The following is a 21,746-nucleotide window of genomic DNA, read 5'->3' as shown; positions in this document are numbered from 1 at the left end:
ATGATAAAATTAGCACCATCCATTTTAGCTGCAGATTTTGCTCGTTTAGGGGAAGAAGTGAAGGAAGTAGACCAATTTGGAGCTGACTATATCCATGTCGACGTGATGGACGGTCATTTTGTACCAAATATTACTTTAGGACCGCCAATCGTTGAAGCAATTCGTCCTGTAACAAATCTTCCGTTGGATGTTCATCTTATGATTGAAAATCCAGATCAATTTATACCTTCATTTGCTAAGGCAGGAGCGGATATCATTACAGTGCACCAAGAAGTTTGCCAACATTTACACAGAACTATTCAGCTTATCAAAGAACATGGAATGAAAACAGGCGTAGTCATTAATCCTGCTACTCCTGCTGAAACGTTACTGCCTATTTTACCTGACATCGATATAATTTTAATTATGACAGTTAATCCTGGATTTGGTGGACAATCGTTTATTGATGGTACGTTAGGAAAAATAAAGTTAGTAAATAAGTGGCGTGAAGATTTTGGTTTTTCTTTTGAGATTGAGGTTGATGGAGGGGTTAACTCCAAAACTGCCAAACGATGTGTAGATGCTGGTGCCGATGTACTCGTAGCGGGAAGTGCTATTTTTGCCCAAGAAGATCGTAACAAGGCGATGCAGGAAATTTTGCAGGCAGTAAAGGGGTCTAATTAACGTGACTGTAGTAGGCATTGTAGGTAATGCACCTGGAAACCATCCTGATTTAAAAACATACAAGGAAGAGGTGGATTTTTGGATAGGTGCTGATCGAGGTGCATGGGTTTTAGCTACTTACGATTTGCCAATTACCTATGCTATTGGGGATTTTGATTCTACAACGAAAGAGGAAAAATCGCTAATTGATAAACATGCACACTACGTTCATGTTTATCCTTCTGAAAAGGACGAAACAGACTTAGAATTAGCTTTAAACAAAGCTTATGAACTGGATCCGGACACAATCTATTTATTTGGTGTATCAGGAGGGCGTAAAGATCACGAGTTCATCAATGTACAATTGCTTTATGTTATTTTATCGAAAGGGATTCGTGGAATTATAATTGACATAGCGAATTATTTAGAATTAACGTTTCCAGGCAAGTACACAGTTCTACATGATATCAATTATCCGATCATTTCTTTCGTGCCTTTTTCGAAAGAAGTGAAAGGTATTACGCTAACACATTTTTACTACCCTTTAACGAATGCGAATATTTCATGGGGGTCCACGTTATGTATTTCAAACAAGCTAATTAGAAATAGTGGTACTTTTTCTTACAAAGAAGGCATATTATTATTAGTAAAGAGCCGTGATTAGATTTCTAGTTAGTTTTGTTTGTAAAGAGGAGGGCGAACTCATGAAATTTTATACGATTAAGCTCCCAAAGTTTATAGGTGGATTTGTAAGAGTGATTATTGGTACATTTAAGAAAGAGAAGTAAACTGCAAGAAGACGAGTGAGGTATAAATTATTGTTGAAAAGCGGCCATGAAATTGATCATGGCTTGTTTTTTTATACCCTAGGAAAGTATAAAAGTTTAAAGGTATATAGTATAAGAAAAACTACAATAATATACTGTAATTCCATATAAATAAGCACCTTTATTAAAAGGTGCTTATTTATAACTAATGTGTGAAGCTGTATATTATACGCGTTCCACTTTCCCTGATTTTAGGGCGCGTGCAGAAACATAAACTTTTTTCGGTTTACCATCTACCATGATGCGTACTTTTTGTACATTAGCTTTCCATTTTCGCTTGTTTGAATTCATTGCGTGAGAGCGGTGGTTTCCAGTGCGAGTCTGGCGTCCAGTAACAACACATTTTCTGGCCATGCTATCCCTCCTACTTCTTTCTTTTCAACTTAAACCTCATACTTATATAATTTACCATAACATTAGTTTATTTGCAATTATTGTTTTGCGTTGGTATGTATCAAGTTTTTCTCAACATAATTATGACCTCAATATTTCCAGTACTCTATTCATGTACACTTTTACTGGCAGTTTAATGCAACAATTGTTTTATAAATGCATAAGCGAAATGTAGCTAGTGACCGCTGTGGAAAAAACTACGCTTTTCCACTGGACAAGGAAAGCTACGACAGTGAAACATCGCACGAAGAAAATGACTGTTCATTTTCGAGGAGTCTCCGTTAAAATTTCTAAAGCATTTTGTTTATATCAGGTTTTGTAAGATTTCTCAATGAATAGATGAATAAAGTAGACAATCTATAGAACATCAAGAAAAAACGCTTGACAGATGCATGGAAATCGTACATTGTAAGAAGGGGTAATTTTATATTGCAATCATCTTTGACTTTTAAAATATAGTTGCATGTAGTAGAATGTTTTTAGAATGTGAGCAGGTACTAAAAGGAGGATTCAAATGTCCATTGAACTGCATACAAATGATGGTCAAGTAACAATAACAAACGAAGTAATTGCAACGATTGCCGGAGGGGCTGCGGTAGAGTGTTACGGTATTGTTGGGATGGCTTCAAAAAGTCAAATACGGGACGGTATTGCGGAAATTTTACGTAAAGAAAATTTCTCTAAAGGTGTTATTGTTCGTCAAGAGCAACATCATCTGCATATCGACATGTATATTATTGTAAGTTATGGTACAAAAATATCTGAGATTGCTCATAATGTTCAATCAAAAGTTAAATACACGCTAAATCAATCTCTCGGTTTGGAGATTGATTCTGTCAATATTTATATTCAAGGAGTTCGTGTTACTCAAGAATAATTTATCAACTATGAAACGTATGACTATATACGATCTGTCTTAGCGTCTGTTTCTTAACAGACGCTTCTGAGTTCTTGATTAGAGGAGGAAAATTTAACGTGAGTTTACAACAAATCGATGGCAAGAGACTGGCACAAATGATTTTGTCTGGTGCTCATCATTTGTCCAATAATGCCAAGAGAATTGATGCATTAAATGTTTTCCCTGTACCAGATGGGGATACAGGAACGAATATGAACCTAACGATTACTTCTGGGGCAAATGAAGTGAAAAATATCCAAAGTACCCAAGTATACGAAGTTGCGCAGGCATTTTCCAAAGGGCTCTTAATGGGTGCAAGAGGGAATTCAGGTGTTATATTATCGCAAATATTTCGTGGTTTTGCAAAAGGGTTGGGAAAAGAAGAAGTTGTTACAACAAAAGGGCTTGCAAAAGCATTTGAAAGTGCTGTATCCACAGCATATAATGCTGTAATGAAGCCAGTTGAAGGAACTATTTTAACTGTGGCAAAAGATTCTGGAAATAAGGCGGTTGCGATCGCCGAAGATGAAACAGATATTATTACCTTAATGGAGGAAGTTGTAGCTGAAGCAAAAGCTTCTTTAAAGCGCACACCTGACCTACTCCCTGTTTTAAAAGAAGTTGGAGTGGTGGATTCAGGTGGACAAGGATTAGTAACGATTTATGAAGGCTTTTTAGCTTCCTTAAAAGGGGAAGAGCTACCTGAAGGCACTTCAAATATTAATATGGACGAAATGGTTAATGCAGAGCACCATAAAATAACACAAGATTTTATGAATACCGAGGATATCAAGTTTGGTTATTGTACGGAATTCATGGTGAAATTTGAAGAAGAAAAGGTAAGCAAGCACCCTTTTGATGAAGAAGCATTCCGTCAAGAATTAAGCAACCATGGTGATTCTTTATTAGTTGTAAGTGATGAAGAACTAATAAAAGTGCACATTCACTCAGAATATCCTGGAGAGTGTCTCACGCTAGGGCAACGCTATGGAAGTCTAATTAATATGAAAATAGAAAACATGCGCGAGCAGCATACAGCGTTAGTTGGGAAGAAAGAAAATAAATCTAAAGAACCAGTAGAATATGCCATTGTTACAGTAGCTATGGGTGAAGGGTTAAAAGAATTGTTAGAAAGTTTAGGTGCCTCTGTCGTTATTCAAGGTGGTCAAACGATGAACCCAAGCACTCAGGATATTACGAACGCTATTAAACAAGCAAATGCTAAAAAAGTGCTGCTGTTACCTAATAACAAAAATATTTTTATGGCAGCTGACCAAGCGGCAGAATTAGCAACGGAAGATGTTCGAGTTGTACCAACCAAGACAATACCTCAAGGTATTAGCGCTATGTTGGCGTTCCATCCAGATCACGATCTAGATACGAACCAAAAGGCAATGGATGAGGCTAGAAAAAATGTAAAAACTGGTCAAATTACATATGCCGTTCGAGATACACAAATGGATGGTATTACTATCAAAAAGGATCATTTCATGGGAATTGCAGACGGGAAAATCGTCACTACCAATGCAGATAAAATGGCAACTGTTAAATTATTATTAGAAAAAATAATTACAGAAGACGATGAAATTTTAACTGTATTACAAGGTGAAGATGGTACGGATGAAGAAACCCAAGCGCTTATGGCATATATTGAAGAAAAATATGAAGATATTGAAGTAGAAGTTCATAATGGGAAACAACCAATCTATGCCTTTATTTTTTCTGTAGAGTAATTTACAACTTGGTATAGTAAGCAATGGAATACTTCTTTCGTGATGCATGGGATATATATTCCTTAGCTAGATAGCATAAATAAATAAAAGAAAGGTTCCTTGAAAGGTACTCAAGGGGCCTTTTATGTTTCATCTTACTATACTTTAAAAGGTAATGGGGAGATTTTGAAAAAAAATCATTTTAATTTCCTTAACTAGGTATCCTGTCTCGAAACTGAAGAATTATAATAAAACCGCATGATACCATATTGGATTTCATGCGGTTTATCATTCAGGATGAGCTATAGTTGCTTTAAGTTAAATCCCTATCATTTTTATAACAAAATCAAGCAAGAATAAACTAGAAATAACTAAGAGCGGTGCTGAAAGCTCGTGTTTTTCACCAATTGCCAATTTAACAATTGGGTAAGCGATAAAGCCAAAAGCCATTCCATCTGCAATGCTGTACGTAAATGGGATCATGACAACAATTAAAAAAGCTGGCAATGATTCTGATAAGTTATCAAGTGGCAGTTGCTTTATATTTTGCACCATTAAAAAGCCAACAATGATTAAAATGGGGCTTATTGCCGTATTAGGTATCATTGTAATCCAAGGGATCAATACAATGGTTGCTAAGAAAAGAAAGCTGGCAATAATTGCTGTTATTCTTGTTCTTCCTTTAGAAGCTATCACAGCTGCGTTTTCAGCAGCAGAAACAGTAGGTGAAGTACCTAGGAACGCGCAAGTTAAAGTTGAAAATGCAGTGACTTGATAAGCTCTTTGGTACTGATCTTCACGTTTTAGCATAGAGAGTTGTCCGTGTAAAAGCCCCATATTTTCGAATATTAAAATCATCGATAAAGGAAAAACGGATAACCAGAATGAAAGTTCACCAACTGCGTTAAAAGAAGGAATAAAGAGTACGTCACTCCACTCTACTTGCAATGATTGATTACCCGGTTGGATAATTCCGCCGATAGCAGCAATAATGGTCCCTAATACCATCGTAATTAAAAAGTTAGCTGGGATATTTTTAACAAATAAAAATATTGCTAGAAATAGTGTGATTAAACTAACAATAACTGTAGAGGATGTGAAATCACCCATAGCAATAATGGTATTACTTCCTTTACTAACAAGTCCGCTTTTCTCGAGTCCAATTAAAATTAAAAATAGACCTAACCCGACGGTGATAGCGTGTTTTAATGAATCAGGAATTGCTTTTTTAAATAATACACCTAACTTTGTAAAAGCGGTAATTAAAAAAACAATCGCTGCAATAAAGACAACAGCCAAACCTTCATGAAAAGTTAGACTAGTTCCACCGATAATGGAGTATGCAAATAATGCGTTTATACCCATACCAGGGATAACTATTAGCGGAAGTTTTCCGAATATCCCCATCAATAATGTTCCAATGAAGCTAGCAAGAATAGTGGCGATCATGCCGCTTTCTAACGAAATTCCAGCTTCGCTAAGAATGGAACCATTGACGACAACAATGTACATTGTTGTAAGGTAACCAATTAAGCCTGCGACCCATTCGTTACGTAGGGTAGAATTATTGGCTAGTTTCAAGTTGCTTTTCTTATCAGGCATACAAACTCCTCAATGTATTTCCTGTCCCTCTCCCGCCCGATTATATAATATATAATCCACAAGAAGTAATTATATCGAGAATACAATTTAAAGTCAAAGAATCACTCGATCTTTATGGTTCGTGTGGAGTCAGTATCAACTGCGGTAATATGAAACTCTTAAGAGAGCGTGAAAAGAAGATCCATGCTATCTTTTGGTTAACGTACATGCGATGAATGATGGAATAGTATTTTTTTGTTATAATCAACAAGAGAAGAAAAGTTCGTGTTAAAGGATGGGATGGAGATTGAAATACAATTCTGTTTTCGACATTATCGGACCTGTTATGATTGGTCCGTCAAGTTCACATACAGCTGGTGCAGCTAGAATTGGTAAAGCTGCACATAGTTTATTTGGTAGAGCCCCAACATGGGTTAAGATTCATCTTTATGAATCATTTGCAAAAACATATAAAGGTCATGGAACAGATTTTGCACTAGTGGGTGGTTTGCTCGGTTTTGATACAGATGATACACGTATGAAGGATGCATTAAAAATAGCTAAAGAACGTAACATGCAAATAGAATTTATTGAAGATAGCGCTGCCGTCAATCATCCAAATACGGTACGATTAAAAATAGGCGATGTGGGAGATTCCTTGGAATTGGTAGGTGTATCGATTGGTGGTGGAAAGGTAGAAATTACGGAACTAAATGGTTTTGAATTACGTTTATCCGGAAACCATCCAGCGATTTTAATTATGCATAATGATCGTTTTGGAGCTATCGCTTCTGTAACGTCTGTTCTAGCTAAGCATGAAGTCAATATTGGTCACATGGAAGTAAACCGAAAAGATGTCGGGAAGGAAGCGTTGATGGTTATAGAAGTTGACCAAAACGTCGATGATGATATATTGCGTGAACTAGAAAAAGCAGAGCACATTATCCGAATTGCTAAGATTAATAGTTAATTAGTAAAGAAAAGAGGTGAATATCTCATGATGTTTCGGACTGTTCAAGAATTAGTGGAGATAGCTGAAATGAAAGCAATATCTATTTCAGAAGTGATGATTCGTCAGGAAATGGAAGTAAAAGAAAAAACACGTGAGCAGTTATATGAAGAGATGGAGAAGAACTTACAAGTCATGGAAAAAGCGATTGAAGATGCTTTGCAAGGAGTGGAATCCGTTACTGGCTTAACTGGTGGAGATGCGGTTCTTATCCAAAAATATATACATGAGAAAAACCCGCTTTCTGGTCCATTGCTACTGGATGCTGTAAGTAAAGCGATGGGAACGAATGAAGTAAACGCTGCAATGGGAACAATTTGTGCTACTCCTACTGCAGGAAGTGCTGGGTGTGTTCCTGGTACGTTGTTTGCTGTAAAGAATCAATTGAATCCAACACGTGAACAAATGATGCGGTATTTATTTACCGCTGGCGCATTTGGCTTTGTAGTAGCGAATAATGCATCTATCTCAGGGGCTGCGGGAGGATGTCAAGCCGAAGTAGGGTCAGCTGGAGCAATGGCATCCGCTGCTATTGTGGAGATGGCTGGGGGAACACCACAGCAATCCGCAGAAGCATTCGCCATGACATTAAAAAACATGCTTGGACTTGTTTGCGATCCCGTTGCTGGCCTTGTTGAAGTTCCGTGTGTGAAAAGAAACGCTGGTGGATCTTCGTTAGCAATTGTTTCGGCTGATATGGCACTAGCTGGTGTAACGAGTAGAATTCCTTGTGATGAAGTAATTGGCGCTATGTATAGAATTGGAAAGCAAATGCCATCCAGTTTACGAGAAACGGGAGAAGGCGGATTAGCCGATACACCAACTGGACGCTGGCTAAAAGATAAATTATTAGGACTAACAAGCTAAGAAAGTGTGATAATTATGTTAACCGATCCTGTTACCCACGTGAAAGGTGTCGGGGAGAAAATGGGTGAGGATTTTGCTCATATCGGCATTTTTACAGTAGAAGATTTATTCAATTATTTTCCCTATCGGTATGATGTTTTTGAAATAAAGCCATTGAGTGAGCTTGTACACGATGATAAAGTTACGATTGAGGGAAGGGTAGTCCACGATCCTTCTCTCACTTTTTATGGAAAGCAAAAATCAAGATTAACTTTTACATTGGAAGTAGAGCAAATTGCTGTAAAAGCGGTTATGTTTAATCGATCCTTCGCTAAAAAACATATACATAAAGGAGATATAATTACCCTTATCGGAAAATGGGACGCGCATCGCTTACAAATTACAGTAAATACGTATAAGAAAGGACCGGCTTTACAGCAAGATGAAATGCATCCTGTTTACCCTGCTCGCGGCGAACTTTCCCCTGGGAAGTTAAAGAAAGTCATGAAGCAGGCGTTGGCGAGTTATTCTGATACTATTGGGGAAATTCTCCCGGCAACTTTTTTAACTGCATATAAATTACCAACCCGTAAGGAAGCGTATCAGACGTTGCACATGCCTAAGAACCGAAGTGCTTTAAAACATGCACGTAGAAGGCTTATATATGAAGAGTTTTTAGTATTTCAGTTAAAAATGCAGTTGCTACGAAAATGGAAACGTGAGGCCACTGTTGGAAATGCACAAAACTATAACAGTAAGTTTGTTAAAGAATTTATAGATACATTTCCATTTACGCTAACGAGTGCACAGCAAGGCGCACTTGAGCAGATTTTAACGGATATGCAATCGCCTTATCGTATGAACCGTTTGCTTCAAGGTGATGTTGGGTCTGGAAAAACTGCTGTTGCAGCTATTTGCTTGTACGCTTCTGTTACAGCTGGGAAACAAGGCGCTTTAATGGTGCCTACGGAAATATTAGCAGAACAACACTATGAATCGCTCGGTAAATTATTTGGAGGACGAGCAAAGATTGCTTTACTTACTGGTTCCATGAAAGGAAAAAGACGTAAAGAACTAGTTGAACAAATTTACAATCAACAAATAGATATTGTTATCGGAACGCATGCTTTAATTCAAGAAGATGTGCAGTTTTCTGAGCTTGGGTTTGTTATTGTAGACGAACAGCATCGATTTGGTGTAGAGCAAAGACGAACCTTGAGAGAAAAAGGTTTATCCCCCGATGTTTTATTTATGACAGCCACTCCCATACCGCGTACTTTAGCTATAACAGCATTTGGAGATATGGATGTTTCCGTCATCGACCAGATGCCTTTAGGAAGAAAAGAGATTGAAACGTATTGGGTACGAGAAACGATGTTGGATCGCGTATTGCAATTTGTGGGTAGTCGTATTCAAACTGGCGAGCAGGCATACGTTATTTGCCCACTTATTGAAGAATCAGACAAATTGGATATTCAAAATGCGGTCGATGTGTATCACCAATTAAGGGCATATTTTCCTGAAACTGTAGAAATAGGTTTAATGCATGGAAGATTAACGGCTGAAGAAAAAGAAACAATCATGAAAAAATTTGCTAATAATGAAGTTCACCTACTTGTTTCTACAACTGTAGTGGAAGTAGGAGTGAATGTTCCCAATGCAACAATTATGATGATTTATGACGCAGAGCGATTTGGATTATCACAATTGCATCAATTGCGGGGGAGGGTAGGCAGAGGAGAGAAACAAAGCTATTGTATCTTAATTGCTGACCCGAAAGGGGAAACAGGGAAAGAACGCATGCGGATTATGGCAGAGACGACAGATGGATTTGCATTATCGGAACAAGATTTGCAACTGCGTGGGCCAGGTGATTTTTTTGGAAAAAAACAAAGTGGCTTACCTGAATTTAAACTTGCTGACATGATTCACGACTACCGGGCATTAGAGACTGCTAGACAAGATGCTGCAAAGATTATTCAAGACGGTTTATTAGAAACGGAAGAATATGCATTGCTTTCAAAATATGTAGAGAATAAATTTCAAATGGATGAGAAATTGGATTAATAAATAGTTGCATTAAGCGCTTTGGTATTATATATTACTATTAGGAGCAAGTCATAATTATGTTTTATGAGGTTTATGTATAAGATAGTTGCGTTAGAGATTAAGGAATTTTTCTTTTACGAAAGTAAACTTTAAACTTATAGTAAACAAGAAAGCTGTCGTCCTAAAAGATTTGCTCGTAACCCTAGTTTTTTCAAGCTAGCAATAAAACCTATATTCTTTGTTTAAAGTTACATTCCCCTATTTCTTTTTATGTGAAAAGTAGTAGGAATTGCTTATGAATAGGACACATTTACGTTTTATAAGTCTCGGTGAATAACCTATATAAGGTAATGTATAATTTTATATGGATGGTGCAGTCATGAAAAGATCAAAGGCTGATCGGCAGCGTTTATTAAAAGAAACAATTGAACAAACACCTTTTATAACAGACGAAGAGTTAGCCAAGAAATTTAATGTAAGTATCCAAACTATTCGCTTGGATCGCATGGAATTAGCCATTCCTGAACTGCGACAACGTATTAAATCAGTGGCGACGGAACAATGGAATGAGACGGTTAAAGCACTACCACTTGAAGAGGTGATTGGTGAGGTTATTGATTTAGAATTGGATGAACGAGCAATTTCAATTTTAGATATTCGCCAAGAACATGTTTTTTCACGAAATAATATAGCTCGTGGCCACCACCTCTTTGCACAAGCCAATTCGTTAGCAGTTGCTGTATTAAATGATGAATTGGCACTGACTGCTAAATCAGAGTTGAAATTTACGAGGCAAGTGAAAGAGGGAGAACGCGTAATAGCTAAAGCTGTAGTAAAAGGGAAAGAAAAAGGATTAACACTCGTACATGTAAATAGTTTTGTAGAAAATGAGTTAGTATTTACAGGTGTATTCCATATGTATCAATTGAATCAGCATAAAGGAGCAGACTAAATGAGAATTGCAATTGACGCCATGGGAGGCGATCACGCACCAGAATCGACTGTTCTCGGTGCCATGAAAGCTGTCTCTGAAATGAAAGATCTACACATTACGTTAGTCGGTAATGAATCAGAAATAAAAAAATATGCGAGCGAACACGATCGAATTCATATTTTACATACGAATGAAGTGATTACTGCTGAAGATGAGCCTGTACGGGCTGTTAGAAGAAAAAAACAATCTTCATTAGTTTTGGCAGCGAATGAAGTAAAACAAGGTAAGGCAGATGCTTGTATTTCAGCAGGAAACACGGGAGCATTAATGAGTGCAGGATTATTTGTTGTAGGTCGAATCAAAGGGATTGAACGACCAGCTTTAAGTCCCACGCTTCCAACATTAGATGGTCAAGGATTTTTATTTTTGGATGTTGGTGCCAATGTAGATGCAAAACCGAACCATTTACTTCAATACGCCATAATGGGCTCTATTTATTCCGAAAAGGTTCGTGGTTTATCCCAGCCGAAAGTAGGTCTTTTAAACGTTGGCACGGAAGATGGAAAAGGACCAGAGTTAACGAAAAAGACTTTCCAATTACTACAAGAAGCACCTATTAATTTTATTGGAAATGTCGAAGCTCGTGATATGTTAGATCATGTTGCAGATGTTATTGTAACGGATGGATTCACCGGAAATGTTGCGCTTAAAACGATCGAAGGGACAGCTGGTTCGATCTTTGCTATGTTAAAACAAGCATTTACGTCGTCTACTAAAAGTAAGCTAGCAGCAGGCATGTTGAAGAAAGATTTAAAAGCTTTGAAAACAAAGTTAGATTACTCGGAATATGGCGGTGCCGGTTTGTTTGGACTGCAGGCACCAGTCATTAAAGCACATGGATCTTCTGATCAAAGAGCAATAGCCAACGCAATTAAGCAAGCACGCTATATGGCAGAGAACCAAATCGCAGAAACGATTCAGTCAACGATTGAGTCCTTACATGTAGCGAAGGGGGAAGATGAATGAAAAAAGTAGCTTTTATGTTTCCGGGACAAGGTTCTCAAGAAATAGGCATGGGGAATGAATTGTATCACACTTATCCAGAAGTGAAGCAGTTATTTCATGAAGCTGATGACTTATTGGAAACAAACTTAAGTCAAATTATAAGTAACGGACCAAAGGAACAATTAACCGCTACTGAATATGCGCAACCAGCATTGCTATTATTAAGTACTGCAATACACGCTCTACTCTTAAAATATGGGGTTCAGCCAGTGAATCTGGTCGGGCATAGTCTTGGGGAATATAGTGCGCTCGTTGCTTCAGGTGCGATCGCTTTTGATGAAGCACTTCCGTTGGTATCTAAACGGGGCCAGTTAATGGAGGAAGCTTTCCCGAAAGGACAAGGAACGATGGCAGCTGTATTAGGTCTAGATGAGCAAACTGTTCATCATTCGTTAGCTGAAGTAAAAGATGAAATAGTGGATATTGCTAATTTGAATTGTCCTGGTCAAATTGTTATTTCAGGCTCTGTGAAAGGCGTGGAACATGCTACTGAAATTTTAAAGGCTCACGGAGCAAAGCGGGTATTACCTCTAAATGTTAGTGGTCCATTTCACTCTCGACTAATGCAAGCAGCCAATGAGTCATTTTCCGCTTATTTGGACAAAGTAACGATAAGAGATGCTACAATACCAGTTTATGCTAACGTCTCTGCTCAACCAGTAAGAGACAAACAAGAAATAAAAAAATTACTCGTAAAACAACTTTATTCCCCTGTCCGCTTTGCAGAGTCCATTCAAAATATGATGAAGCATGAAGTTGATGCGTTTGTGGAAGTAGGAAATGGAAAAGTTTTAAGTGGGCTTGTAAGGAAAATTGATCGGAAGAAGAAAACATTTGCCATTCAAGATGTCGCATCATTAAATGAATTTATTGCATGGTATAAGGGGGAGGAAATATGATTCTAACTGGAAAAAATGCGCTAGTTACAGGAGCTTCAAGAGGAATTGGTCGTGCTATAGCGCTTGAATTAGCGAAGCAAGGAGCAAATGTTGCTGTTAATTACGCAGGTAGTGAGGCAAAAGCAGAGGCCGTCGTAAGTGAAATTCAACAGCTTGGAAGACAGGCTTTCAAAATTAGAGCAAATGTAGCAGACGAATCCGAAGTAAAAGCAATGATAAAGGAAGTAGCTTCTCGTTTTGGCTCATTGGATATTCTAGTTAATAATGCTGGAATAACGCGAGATAACTTGCTGATGAGGATGAAAGAAACGGAATTTGATGAAGTTATTAATACGAATTTGAAAGGTGTTTTCATTTGTACGAAAGCAGTTACGAGACAAATGATGAAGCAGCGTGCAGGAAAAATTATTAACGTTGCATCCATCGTTGGTGTGAGTGGAAACCCTGGTCAGGCAAATTATGTAGCTGCCAAAGCAGGAGTGATAGGATTAACGAAGACAACTGCAAAAGAGTTAGCTACTAGGAATATTCTTGTAAATGCGGTAGCACCAGGTTTTATTTCAACAGATATGACCGATGCTTTATCGGAAGAACAACATAAAGAAATGCTTACATTGATTCCGTTGCAAAAACTAGGAGAGCCAGAAGATGTAGCAAAGGTTGTTCGATTCTTGGCAAGCGAAGATGCAGACTATATTACTGGCCAAACGATCCATATTGATGGTGGCATGGTAATGTAAGAACTTCTATACATAACTTGAAAGGGGGTGACTGGATATGGCAGACGTATTTGATCGTGTAAAAGCAATCATTGTCGATCGTCTTGATGTTGACGAGGCAAAAGTAACAATGGAAGCTTCTTTTAAAGATGATTTAGAAGCAGATTCATTAGATGTTGTTGAACTTGTTATGGAACTGGAAGACGAATTTGACATGGAAATTGCTGATGAAGAAGCAGAAAAAATTAATACAGTAGGTGATGCTGTTAACTACATAAATAATTTACAAGGTTAACAGTTTAGCGAAAGAAAGTCTCGTCTAACGAGGCTTTCTCTATATTAAGATGTAAATAGAGGTGCCATTCATGAATGTTGACCAATTAGAAAAGCAATTAGGCGTTCGTTTTTACAATCCCTCATTAATCGTACAAGCATTTACTCATTCATCTTATGTGAATGAGCATCGTGATAAAGTATTTTCGGATAACGAGAGGCTCGAATTTTTAGGAGACGCTGTATTAGAGCTTGGCGTATCTCAATATTTATTTCGGACGAATGAAAAAATGCCTGAAGGGGAAATGACAAAGTTAAGAGCTGCAATTGTTTGTGAACCTTCTTTAGCCAGTTTTGCACGTGGCTTACGGTTTGGAGCGTATATCTTACTAGGTAAAGGAGAAGAGCAAACTGGTGGTCGTGACCGCGATGCCCTGCTGGCAGATGTTTTTGAAGCATTTTTAGGTGCGCTTTTTTTAGATCAAGGTTTTCATACAACCATACAGTTCCTCGAAGACTATATATTTCCGAAAATAACAAATGGTGCTTTTTCGCATGCGATGGATTATAAGAGCCAATTACAAGAATTAATTCAACAAGTGAAACACCGTTCAGTTGAATATAAAATTGTCGAAGAACGAGGGCCATCTCATGATAAGGAATTTGTAGCTAAAGCTTTTATACAAGGTGAAGTATACGGATCAGGAATAGGGCGTACAAAGAAAGAAGCTGAACAGAGGGCAGCTAAAGCCGCTTTAGATAAATACAAACAATAGCAAAAGGCTGTAAAAGGTGATACAGCCTTTTGCTATTGTTTTTCTACAGATTTATTCAAAAAGTGCCCAAGGAAATGATATAATAAGTATTTATCGGCTCATTTTTACGTTTCTTGTTAGTAAAGCCTGGGTTATTGCTAGTCTTTATGACGAAAAGTTGTTATTTTTTATACGATAACCTTCCGTTTTAAAGTGGAACACATAACTATCCTCTTTCCGCACCTTGTCTGTGAATGCTTTTGGTTAATTGTACAACTTTGGGAGCCATTTACTTACCATTTTCGTGCTTATTTACGAATATTCCTTAATTCCTCTATGAATGCCTGTGTCTCAAGCGTACTAAGGTGCCCTTTTTGTTTAATTAAATCATACAGCGACTTTAGCTCTGTATATTTATTTAGATCGTAATCTTTTGCATCCATAATTGTGCGATTGACAATGGAAAGTTGATCAGCAATCTCATCTAATAGTATTTTTAAATTTTCCTGAGATGGTGTTTCTAAATTCATTATTTCAGCTCCTTTTATCTTCATATCACGTCAAAACTTCTTTTACTATAACATTTATGATAAAATATATGCGGTAAAATGCCAACTATTTTTTGTTTGTAGTTAGATATAGAAAGATAATAAGTAGAATATAAATTTATTTGTAGGAGAGGATATGAGGCTATATGACAGTAGTTATACATATTCTTTCAATCATTAGGAGAAATGTCAGGTGTATTTGAAAAAATTAGAAAGCGTCGGTTTTAAATCGTTTGCTAAACGAATAAGTGTTGATTTTGTTCCGGGAGTAACAGCTGTAGTTGGACCAAACGGGAGCGGAAAAAGCAATATTACAGATGCTATTCGTTGGGTTCTCGGAGAGCAATCAGCAAAATCGCTGCGCGGTTCGAAAATGGAAGATATTATATTTCAAGGTAGTGATACACGCAAACCACTTAATGTAGCTGAAGTAACATTAGTTCTTGATAATCATGATCAGCTTCTACCATTAGATTATGATGAAGTAAGTGTAACGAGGCGTGTTTATCGCTCTGGTGATAGTGAGTACTATATTAATAATCAATCCTGTCGTTTAAAAGATATTGTTCATCTATTCATGGACTCAGGGCTTGGTAGGGAAGCTTTTTCGATTATTAGTCAAGGAAAAGTGGAAGAAATATTGAGCTCCAAGGCAGAAGAAAGAAGAACTATTTTTGAAGAAGCAGCAGGCGTTTTAAAATATAAACAACGAAAGAAAAAAGCAGAATACAAACTTGCGGAAACACAAGAAAACTTAAATCGTGTGGAAGATATTATTCATGAAATTGAACAGCAAATGGATCCTTTACGAGAGCAAGCAGAAACTGCTCGTCAATATAAGATGTTCAAAGATCAATTAAAGGAGACTGAAATTACATACTTACTTGCTGAAATTGATCGCCTCCATACAGAATGGAAATCAATGCTAGTAGAAATAGAAAAGGTGAAAAATAAACAACATCATATACAACAAACTGTGGAGCTAAAAGAGCAAGAGCAGGAACAAGAGCGTTTAGCCATTGTGCAAATAGATAAAAAATTAGAGCAATTACAAGCGGATTTATTAACAGCAACACAAACATTGGAAAAATATGAAGGGAAAAAGCAATTGTTTTTGGAACGTTCTAAACATTTTTTTGAAAACAAGGCAAAGCTAGATTCCCAGAAGAATCAAACTTCCGTACGAATAGGTTGTTTACACGATGTTTTTGTACAAGAAAAGAAGAACTTAACAACATTACAAAGCGCCAAAAAAACAACTGCTAATACTGTGAAAGAGTTAGAGCAGAAGCTCAGATTAGGAAATGCAAATTTGACTCAAAAGATAGAAGATCGAAAGTCCGATTATATTGAGTGTTTAAATCAACAAGCTGCTAAACGTAACGAAAAACAAACGTTAGATGAGCGGCTGCAGCAGTTAGCTGTAAAGACAGAAAAACAATCAGAGAAGTTTGCCGGGTTAATTCACGAACGAGAGAAATTACAAGAAAAATGGAACACGCTTGTACCTGATGTGGACAAGCAAAAGCAAATATGTATGCAAAAAGAAAAGAATGTTTATTCCACGAAAGAATTATTACAACAGGAACGTTATGCCTTTCAAGAAGCACAAACTAAACTATATCAAGGCTATCAATATATCGAAAAAGTAAAATCTAAAAAAGAAATGCTTGAGGAGATGAAGGAAGAATTTCAAGGTTTCTTTCAAGGTGTAAAGGCTGTACTAAAGGCGCGTAAAGAAAATAAACTTGCTAACATATATGGTGCAATTATAGAACTAATAGAAGTTCCTAAAGTGTATATTACAGCTATAGAAACAGTGCTTGGTGGGCAAGCGCAGTATATTGTTGTAAAAGATGAACAATCAGCTAGGCAGAGTATTTCCTGGTTAAAGCAAACAAATAATGGGAGAGCTACCTTTCTACCTCTCTCCTCCATTCAACAGCGGGTTATTCCTAATGAATTAAAAATTCAACTAGCTGAGCATGAGGGATATGTTGGTGTTGCAGGTGAGCTTGTTCAAACCGAAGCTATGTATCGTAAAGCAATTAATCATTTAATGGGGCATGTAATTATAGCTAAAACTTTGAAGGATGCAAATGAATTAGCGGCGCTAGCTTCCAGACGGTATCGTATTGTAACACTGGATGGAGATGTGGTTCATCCAGGAGGTTCCATGTCCGGTGGTGCCAAGAAGAAGACAAACCAGTCGTTATTTACGCGTGAAAAAGAACTTGAAGAAATGGTTGAGAAGCTAGCTACTTTTAATAAGAAAGTGTTGGACTTTGAAAAAACTGTCCAAAATAAAAAGGCGAACATTCAACAATTGGAACAAAAGTTAAACGAAGAAGAAGCAAGTGTACAAGTTGAGCAAAGCCAACTGCAGCAAATGCAAGAAAGTATGCACGAGTTAGAAATAAGGTTGCATGCTTTAAATGATCAATTGCAAATATATGATCAGGATAAACGACAACATTCCGAAGATCATGAGGGTGTAGCAAAACGAAAAGCGGACTTAGAAAAAGAACTAAAGCAACTTGATGAACAAGCAAAAGAAATTGAACAGGAAATTAACGAGTTAAACAAACAACAGAAAGAGTTAATCGAGAATAAAGAAAAGTTACAAGAAGAATTGCACCAAAATCAAGTTTTACTAGCGGAACAAGAAGAACGTGTTAAGAGCCAACGTGAAAAAACAAAACAAGTGCAAAACCAACTAACAGAGCTTCAACGCGAATATGATCAATATGTAGAAGAGTGGAATAATCTCATTGAATTTCAAGAAACCAAGGAAACAGAGGAAGACATCGACGATACAATTCGCCAACAGTCAGACGCGAAACAAAAAATAACAGCATCTTTACAAAAAATACGAGCTGAACGAGATGCTAAATCAAAACAAATGCAAGAAAAAGAGCAGGAGCTTAAGCAAATTCATACTGAATTGGACGATCTTAGACGAAGGTTAAATGAGAAAGAAGTGAAGTCTAATCGGATGGATGTAGAACTTGAGAATATGTTAAGTCATTTACAAAGTGAATATTTGATGACTTATGAAAAAGCACGGCAAAACTACGAAAAAGCTCAAGATAAACAAGCTGCCCAAACTGCTGTTACCCAATTAAAGCAACAAATCTATCAATTGGGAACAGTGAATATAGGAGCGATTGATGAGTATGAGCGCATATCTGAACGATACGATTTTTTAAAAGAACAACAGACAGATCTTGTAGATGCGAAGAAAACGTTGTATGAAGTGATTGGCGAAATGGACGAAGAAATGAAAGATCGTTTTGGTGAGACTTTTTCGCAAATTAAAGAAGCTTTTGCAAATGTTTTCAAGCAATTGTTTGGTGGTGGGAATGCTGAATTGAAATTAACAGACCCTAAAAATTTACTCGATACAGGTGTAGACATTATTGCTCAGCCACCAGGAAAGAAATTGCAGCATCTCGGGTTATTATCGGGTGGGGAGCGGGCGTTAACTGCAATTGCTTTGTTATTTGCAATTTTACGTGTTCGCCCGGTTCCATTTTGTGTGCTTGATGAAGTAGAGGCAGCGTTAGATGAAGCAAATGTAACTAGATTTGCTAAATACGTGAAAATTTTTAGTGAAAAAACACAGTTTATTGTTATAACACACCGTAAAGGTACAATGGAGGAAGCAGATGTGTTATATGGTGTAACTATGCAAGAATCAGGTGTTTCACGTTTAGTATCTGTTCGCTTAGAAGAGACAGAACAATTAGTTGAACAATAGGAGGAATGAACAATGGGATTTATGGATAAGTTAAGAAACAAATTTCAACGAGGTCAAGAGGATGTAGAAGAAGTATCCGATAAGTATAAGGAGGGGATGAAAAAAAGCCGACAAACTTTTTCTGGAAAAATAAATGATTTGCTTGCTAAATACCGAAAAGTAGATGAAGATTTCTTCGAGGAGTTAGAAGAGGTACTAATTTCTGCAGATACGGGTGTATCTACTGTAATGGATCTAATTGATGAATTGAAAATGGAAGTAAAGCGTCAAAAGATTAAAGATACATCAGAAATGAAAGATGTTATCTCAGAAAAACTTGTAGAAATATATTATGGAGATGATGATCAGGAAATAGAAAGCCTTGCTATTCAGGAAGGTGAACTTTCCGTCATCTTAGTTGTCGGCGTGAATGGTGCAGGTAAAACTACTTCGATTGGAAAATTGGCCCACCAGCTTAAACTGGACGGAAAAAAAGTGATGCTTGCTGCTGGTGACACTTTTCGTGCTGGAGCAATTGAACAATTAGAAGTGTGGGGAGAGCGGACCGGTGTGGACGTAGTAAAACAAACTGCTGGTAGCGACCCGGCAGCTGTGATTTTTGACGGGATCAAATCAGCAAAATCAAAACAGGCTGACGTTCTCATTTGTGACACTGCTGGAAGATTGCAAAACAAAGTGAACTTAATGAACGAATTAGCAAAAGTTAAGCGGGTCATCGCAAAAGAAATTCCAAATGCTCCGCATGAAGTATTGCTTGTACTAGATGCAACAACTGGTCAAAATGCTTTAAGCCAAGCAAAAATCTTTGCTGAAGCGACAGATGTAACCGGGATTGTGTTAACGAAATTAGATGGTACAGCTAAAGGTGGAATTGTTTTAGCTATCCGAAATGAACTACAAATTCCAGTTAAATTTGTCGGTTTAGGAGAAGGAGTAAACGATTTACGCCCGTTTGATGCTCATGCATTTGTCTACGGTCTCTTCGCTGATTTATTAGAAAAAGAATAAAGTGACCTTTTAACCAGTGGGGGGTATTCTCCACTGGTTATTCATAACTTTAGAAAACTTAACTTACAACCATATGTTTATAGCAAAAGTCGTAGAATCTTACAACAGTTTTTATTAAGGGATAAAGGAAGTTTGCTTGACACATAAATTACATTCCGTTATTCTTATTTTGAAGTAGTGTCAAAAGAGTATTTTCATTTTTTCTTTATACTATAGGACAGTAATCGTTTTAAGTATTATAGTATAAGCAAATTTAAGGCTTCTGCTATAAAAATGGCAGAAAGCTAAATTCTGTTAATCCAAAGATGCGTACTCGTATTCTTTGTACAAAAAGTGCGTATATGAAGAGTTTTGGTATGAAAGAAGTCTTATAACAAAAATATACAACATTTAAATTAGTTGATAAACAAAAGATGAGAGGTGTAACAACATGCTGGAAAAAACGACTAGAATGAACTATTTATTTGATTTTTATCAAGCATTACTTACACCCAAACAGCGTAACTATATGGAAATGTACTATTTAGAGGATTATTCTCTAGGTGAGATTTCAGAAGTATTTGATGTATCTAGGCAAGCTGTGTATGATAATATAAAGCGAACGGAACAAATGTTGGAATCATATGAGCAAAAGCTTCACTTATATGAAAAATTTCAGCAGCGCTTTGAGCTGTTAAAGCGACTGGGTGAAATAATTTCTGACGATAATGACGCGCAACAACTTGTGAATAAAATAAAAGAATTAGATTAGGGGGACGCCTTCTATGGCATTTGAAGGATTAGCTGACCGCCTGCAAAGTACCATAAAGAAAATAACGGGTAAGGGTAAGGTAACTGAACAAGACGTAAAAGAAATGACAAGAGAAGTTCGTTTAGCTTTGCTAGAAGCAGACGTTAACTATAAAGTCGTTAAAGATTTGATTAAAAATATTAAAGAACGTGCTGTTGGTCAAGAAGTAATGGAAAGTTTGACACCTGGCCAACAGGTTATTAAAGTTGTCAAAGAAGAATTAACGGATTTAATGGGTGGAGAACAGAGTAAAATTGCTGTAGCTGATCGTGCTCCTACTGTCATTATGATGGTAGGGTTACAAGGTGCTGGGAAGACAACCACCTCTGGAAAATTAGCAAACCTCTTACGAAAACAACATAATCGCAAACCATTACTCGTTGCTTGTGATGTTTATCGTCCGGCTGCGATTCAACAATTGGAAACATTAGGACAACAACTTGACATGCCTGTATTTTCAATGGGGACAGATGCAAATCCTGTAGATATTGCAAAACAGGCGATGGTAAAAGCCAAGGAAGAGCATCATGATTATGTCATTATTGATACTGCTGGACGATTGCATGTAGACGAAGAACTTATGGGAGAATTACAACAAATTAAAACCGAAGTCGATCCACATGAAATCTATCTTGTAGTTGATTCCATGACCGGTCAGGATGCTGTGAACGTTGCAGAAAGCTTCAATGAACAGCTTGATATAACAGGTGTTGTGTTAACCAAATTGGATGGTACTGCAAAAGGCGGAATTGTTTTGGCTATTCGCAATGAATTACAAATTCCGGTGAAATATGTTGGCTTAGGCGAAGGTATTGATGACATGAAACAGTTTGAAGCAGATGCATTTGTATATGGTTTGTTCGCTGATTTAGGAATGAGTGAAGAGAACGAGAAAGTAGCATAAGCGGACCTCGCCGGACTGCTTGACAATTTCCGATTAGGTTGGATATGATGAATGTAAAGGAAAATCACTTAACAAGAGGTGTACCTGTTGCTAGAAAAAACGAATCGGATTAATTATTTATTTGACTTTTATCA

General features: G+C 37.2%; 20 protein-coding genes and 1 pseudogene. 18 read left to right on the top strand and 3 right to left on the bottom strand.

Annotated features, from left to right (window positions below; translation table 11 throughout):
- Genes rpe through spoVM form a run of 3 tightly spaced genes read left to right on the top strand, consistent with a single transcriptional unit; the run spans position 1 to position 1,430 of the window.
- Positions 1-663 carry a ribulose-phosphate 3-epimerase gene (rpe, locus tag HLX49_RS11820; RefSeq protein WP_077704222.1) on the top strand — a complete coding sequence of 221 codons (663 nt, stop codon included), beginning with the start codon at positions 1-3 and terminating at the stop codon, positions 661-663.
- 1 nt (position 664) lies between these two features.
- The gene (locus HLX49_RS11815; protein ID WP_077704219.1) at positions 665-1,306 is read left to right on the top strand and encodes a thiamine diphosphokinase; all 642 of its coding nucleotides are present in this window, start codon (positions 665-667) and stop codon (positions 1,304-1,306) included.
- 40 nt (positions 1,307-1,346) lie between these two features.
- Positions 1,347-1,430 carry a stage V sporulation protein SpoVM gene (gene spoVM, locus HLX49_RS11810; protein ID WP_073005173.1) on the top strand — a complete coding sequence of 28 codons (84 nt, stop codon included), beginning with the start codon at positions 1,347-1,349 and terminating at the stop codon, positions 1,428-1,430.
- Positions 1,431-1,634: 204 nt separating this feature from the next.
- On the opposite strand, the gene rpmB is transcribed toward spoVM, so the two are convergent.
- The gene (gene rpmB, locus HLX49_RS11805; RefSeq protein WP_073005172.1) at positions 1,635-1,823 is read right to left on the bottom strand and encodes a 50S ribosomal protein L28; all 189 of its coding nucleotides are present in this window, start codon (positions 1,821-1,823) and stop codon (positions 1,635-1,637) included.
- 553 nt (positions 1,824-2,376) lie between these two features.
- On the opposite strand from rpmB, the gene HLX49_RS11800 reads away from it, so the two are divergent.
- Positions 2,377-2,739: an Asp23/Gls24 family envelope stress response protein gene (locus HLX49_RS11800; protein WP_073005170.1), complete on the top strand. Its 363-nt coding sequence runs from the start codon at positions 2,377-2,379 to the stop codon at positions 2,737-2,739.
- Positions 2,740-2,837: 98 nt separating this feature from the next.
- Positions 2,838-4,493 carry a DAK2 domain-containing protein gene (locus tag HLX49_RS11795; protein ID WP_296362092.1) on the top strand — a complete coding sequence of 552 codons (1,656 nt, stop codon included), beginning with the start codon at positions 2,838-2,840 and terminating at the stop codon, positions 4,491-4,493.
- Between the two features lie 297 nt (positions 4,494-4,790).
- On the opposite strand, the gene HLX49_RS11790 is transcribed toward HLX49_RS11795, so the two are convergent.
- The gene (locus tag HLX49_RS11790; RefSeq protein ID WP_296362089.1) at positions 4,791-6,074 is read right to left on the bottom strand and encodes an NCS2 family permease; all 1,284 of its coding nucleotides are present in this window, start codon (positions 6,072-6,074) and stop codon (positions 4,791-4,793) included.
- A 286-nt stretch (positions 6,075-6,360) separates the two neighbouring features.
- Between HLX49_RS11790 and sdaAB the strand changes: the two genes are divergently transcribed.
- The 9 genes from sdaAB (at position 6,361) to rnc (ending at position 14,623) form a co-directional block, all read left to right on the top strand.
- Entirely contained in the window at positions 6,361-7,023 is a 663-nt protein-coding gene (sdaAB, locus tag HLX49_RS11785) for an L-serine ammonia-lyase, iron-sulfur-dependent subunit beta (RefSeq protein WP_296362087.1), read from the top strand.
- A 30-nt stretch (positions 7,024-7,053) separates the two neighbouring features.
- Positions 7,054-7,929, top strand: a complete 876-nt coding sequence (sdaAA, locus tag HLX49_RS11780; RefSeq protein WP_296362106.1) for an L-serine ammonia-lyase, iron-sulfur-dependent, subunit alpha — start codon at positions 7,054-7,056, stop codon at positions 7,927-7,929.
- Between the two features lie 15 nt (positions 7,930-7,944).
- Positions 7,945-9,975, top strand: coding sequence for an ATP-dependent DNA helicase RecG (gene recG, locus HLX49_RS11775; RefSeq protein ID WP_077704207.1), 2,031 nt, complete (start codon positions 7,945-7,947; stop codon positions 9,973-9,975).
- Between the two features lie 361 nt (positions 9,976-10,336).
- Positions 10,337-10,909 carry a transcription factor FapR gene (gene fapR / locus HLX49_RS11770; protein WP_077704204.1) on the top strand — a complete coding sequence of 191 codons (573 nt, stop codon included), beginning with the start codon at positions 10,337-10,339 and terminating at the stop codon, positions 10,907-10,909.
- Positions 10,910-11,917 (top strand): phosphate acyltransferase PlsX, encoded by a 1,008-nt coding sequence (plsX, locus tag HLX49_RS11765; protein WP_077704201.1) that lies wholly within the window; start codon positions 10,910-10,912, stop codon positions 11,915-11,917.
- Positions 11,914-12,855, top strand: a complete 942-nt coding sequence (gene fabD, locus HLX49_RS11760) for an ACP S-malonyltransferase (RefSeq protein WP_077704199.1) — start codon at positions 11,914-11,916, stop codon at positions 12,853-12,855. Before plsX ends, fabD begins: the two co-directional genes overlap by 4 nt.
- Positions 12,852-13,595: a 3-oxoacyl-[acyl-carrier-protein] reductase gene (fabG, locus tag HLX49_RS11755; protein WP_176087325.1), complete on the top strand. Its 744-nt coding sequence runs from the start codon at positions 12,852-12,854 to the stop codon at positions 13,593-13,595. The genes fabD and fabG overlap by 4 nt, the downstream gene beginning before the upstream one ends.
- Before the next feature lie 37 nt (positions 13,596-13,632).
- Positions 13,633-13,869: an acyl carrier protein gene (gene acpP / locus HLX49_RS11750; protein ID WP_077704196.1), complete on the top strand. Its 237-nt coding sequence runs from the start codon at positions 13,633-13,635 to the stop codon at positions 13,867-13,869.
- A gap of 70 nt (positions 13,870-13,939) precedes the next feature.
- Entirely contained in the window at positions 13,940-14,623 is a 684-nt protein-coding gene (gene rnc, locus HLX49_RS11745) for a ribonuclease III (RefSeq protein ID WP_077704193.1), read from the top strand.
- A 287-nt stretch (positions 14,624-14,910) separates the two neighbouring features.
- Here rnc and HLX49_RS11740 read toward each other — a convergent pair whose 3' ends face one another.
- Complete coding sequence (locus HLX49_RS11740; protein ID WP_077704190.1) at positions 14,911-15,132, bottom strand: DUF1128 domain-containing protein; 222 nt, start codon at positions 15,130-15,132, stop codon at positions 14,911-14,913.
- A 211-nt stretch (positions 15,133-15,343) separates the two neighbouring features.
- Here HLX49_RS11740 and smc point away from each other — a divergent pair, with 211 nt between their 5' ends.
- The 4 genes and pseudogenes from smc to HLX49_RS11720 form a co-directional block, all read left to right on the top strand.
- Positions 15,344-18,910, top strand: coding sequence for a chromosome segregation protein SMC (gene smc / locus HLX49_RS11735; protein ID WP_296362081.1), 3,567 nt, complete (start codon positions 15,344-15,346; stop codon positions 18,908-18,910).
- A gap of 12 nt (positions 18,911-18,922) precedes the next feature.
- Complete coding sequence (gene ftsY, locus HLX49_RS11730) at positions 18,923-19,918, top strand: signal recognition particle-docking protein FtsY (RefSeq protein WP_077704184.1); 996 nt, start codon at positions 18,923-18,925, stop codon at positions 19,916-19,918.
- 430 nt (positions 19,919-20,348) lie between these two features.
- Positions 20,349-20,669: a putative DNA-binding protein gene (locus tag HLX49_RS11725; RefSeq protein ID WP_077704181.1), complete on the top strand. Its 321-nt coding sequence runs from the start codon at positions 20,349-20,351 to the stop codon at positions 20,667-20,669.
- 13 nt (positions 20,670-20,682) lie between these two features.
- Positions 20,683-21,549: pseudogene (locus HLX49_RS11720) on the top strand (signal recognition particle protein); the annotation flags it as partial.
- Between the last annotated feature and the right edge of the window lie 197 nt (positions 21,550-21,746).

The organism is Virgibacillus sp., from assembly GCF_013393565.1.
In the GTDB taxonomy this organism is placed as follows: domain Bacteria; phylum Bacillota; class Bacilli; order Bacillales; family Amphibacillaceae; genus Virgibacillus; species Virgibacillus dokdonensis.
Note: the sequence above shows the minus strand (reverse complement) of the source record. Positions and strands in the feature narration are given on the sequence as shown.

Coding starts and splice junctions, on each gene's coding strand:
- recG (WP_077704207.1), top strand. CDS start 7,945: ATGTTAACCGATCCTGTTACCCACGTGAAAGGTGTCGGGGAGAAAATG.
- rnc (WP_077704193.1), top strand. CDS start 13,940: ATGAATGTTGACCAATTAGAAAAGCAATTAGGCGTTCGTTTTTACAAT.
- HLX49_RS11790 (WP_296362089.1), bottom strand. CDS start 6,074: ATGCCTGATAAGAAAAGCAACTTGAAACTAGCCAATAATTCTACCCTA.
- ftsY (WP_077704184.1), top strand. CDS start 18,923: ATGGGATTTATGGATAAGTTAAGAAACAAATTTCAACGAGGTCAAGAG.
- fapR (WP_077704204.1), top strand. CDS start 10,337: ATGAAAAGATCAAAGGCTGATCGGCAGCGTTTATTAAAAGAAACAATT.
- rpe (WP_077704222.1), top strand. CDS start 1: ATGATAAAATTAGCACCATCCATTTTAGCTGCAGATTTTGCTCGTTTA.
- fabG (WP_176087325.1), top strand. CDS start 12,852: ATGATTCTAACTGGAAAAAATGCGCTAGTTACAGGAGCTTCAAGAGGA.
- acpP (WP_077704196.1), top strand. CDS start 13,633: ATGGCAGACGTATTTGATCGTGTAAAAGCAATCATTGTCGATCGTCTT.
- rpmB (WP_073005172.1), bottom strand. CDS start 1,823: ATGGCCAGAAAATGTGTTGTTACTGGACGCCAGACTCGCACTGGAAAC.
- sdaAA (WP_296362106.1), top strand. CDS start 7,054: ATGTTTCGGACTGTTCAAGAATTAGTGGAGATAGCTGAAATGAAAGCA.
- fabD (WP_077704199.1), top strand. CDS start 11,914: ATGAAAAAAGTAGCTTTTATGTTTCCGGGACAAGGTTCTCAAGAAATA.
- plsX (WP_077704201.1), top strand. CDS start 10,910: ATGAGAATTGCAATTGACGCCATGGGAGGCGATCACGCACCAGAATCG.
- HLX49_RS11725 (WP_077704181.1), top strand. CDS start 20,349: ATGCTGGAAAAAACGACTAGAATGAACTATTTATTTGATTTTTATCAA.
- HLX49_RS11740 (WP_077704190.1), bottom strand. CDS start 15,132: ATGAATTTAGAAACACCATCTCAGGAAAATTTAAAAATACTATTAGAT.
- spoVM (WP_073005173.1), top strand. CDS start 1,347: ATGAAATTTTATACGATTAAGCTCCCAAAGTTTATAGGTGGATTTGTA.
- HLX49_RS11800 (WP_073005170.1), top strand. CDS start 2,377: ATGTCCATTGAACTGCATACAAATGATGGTCAAGTAACAATAACAAAC.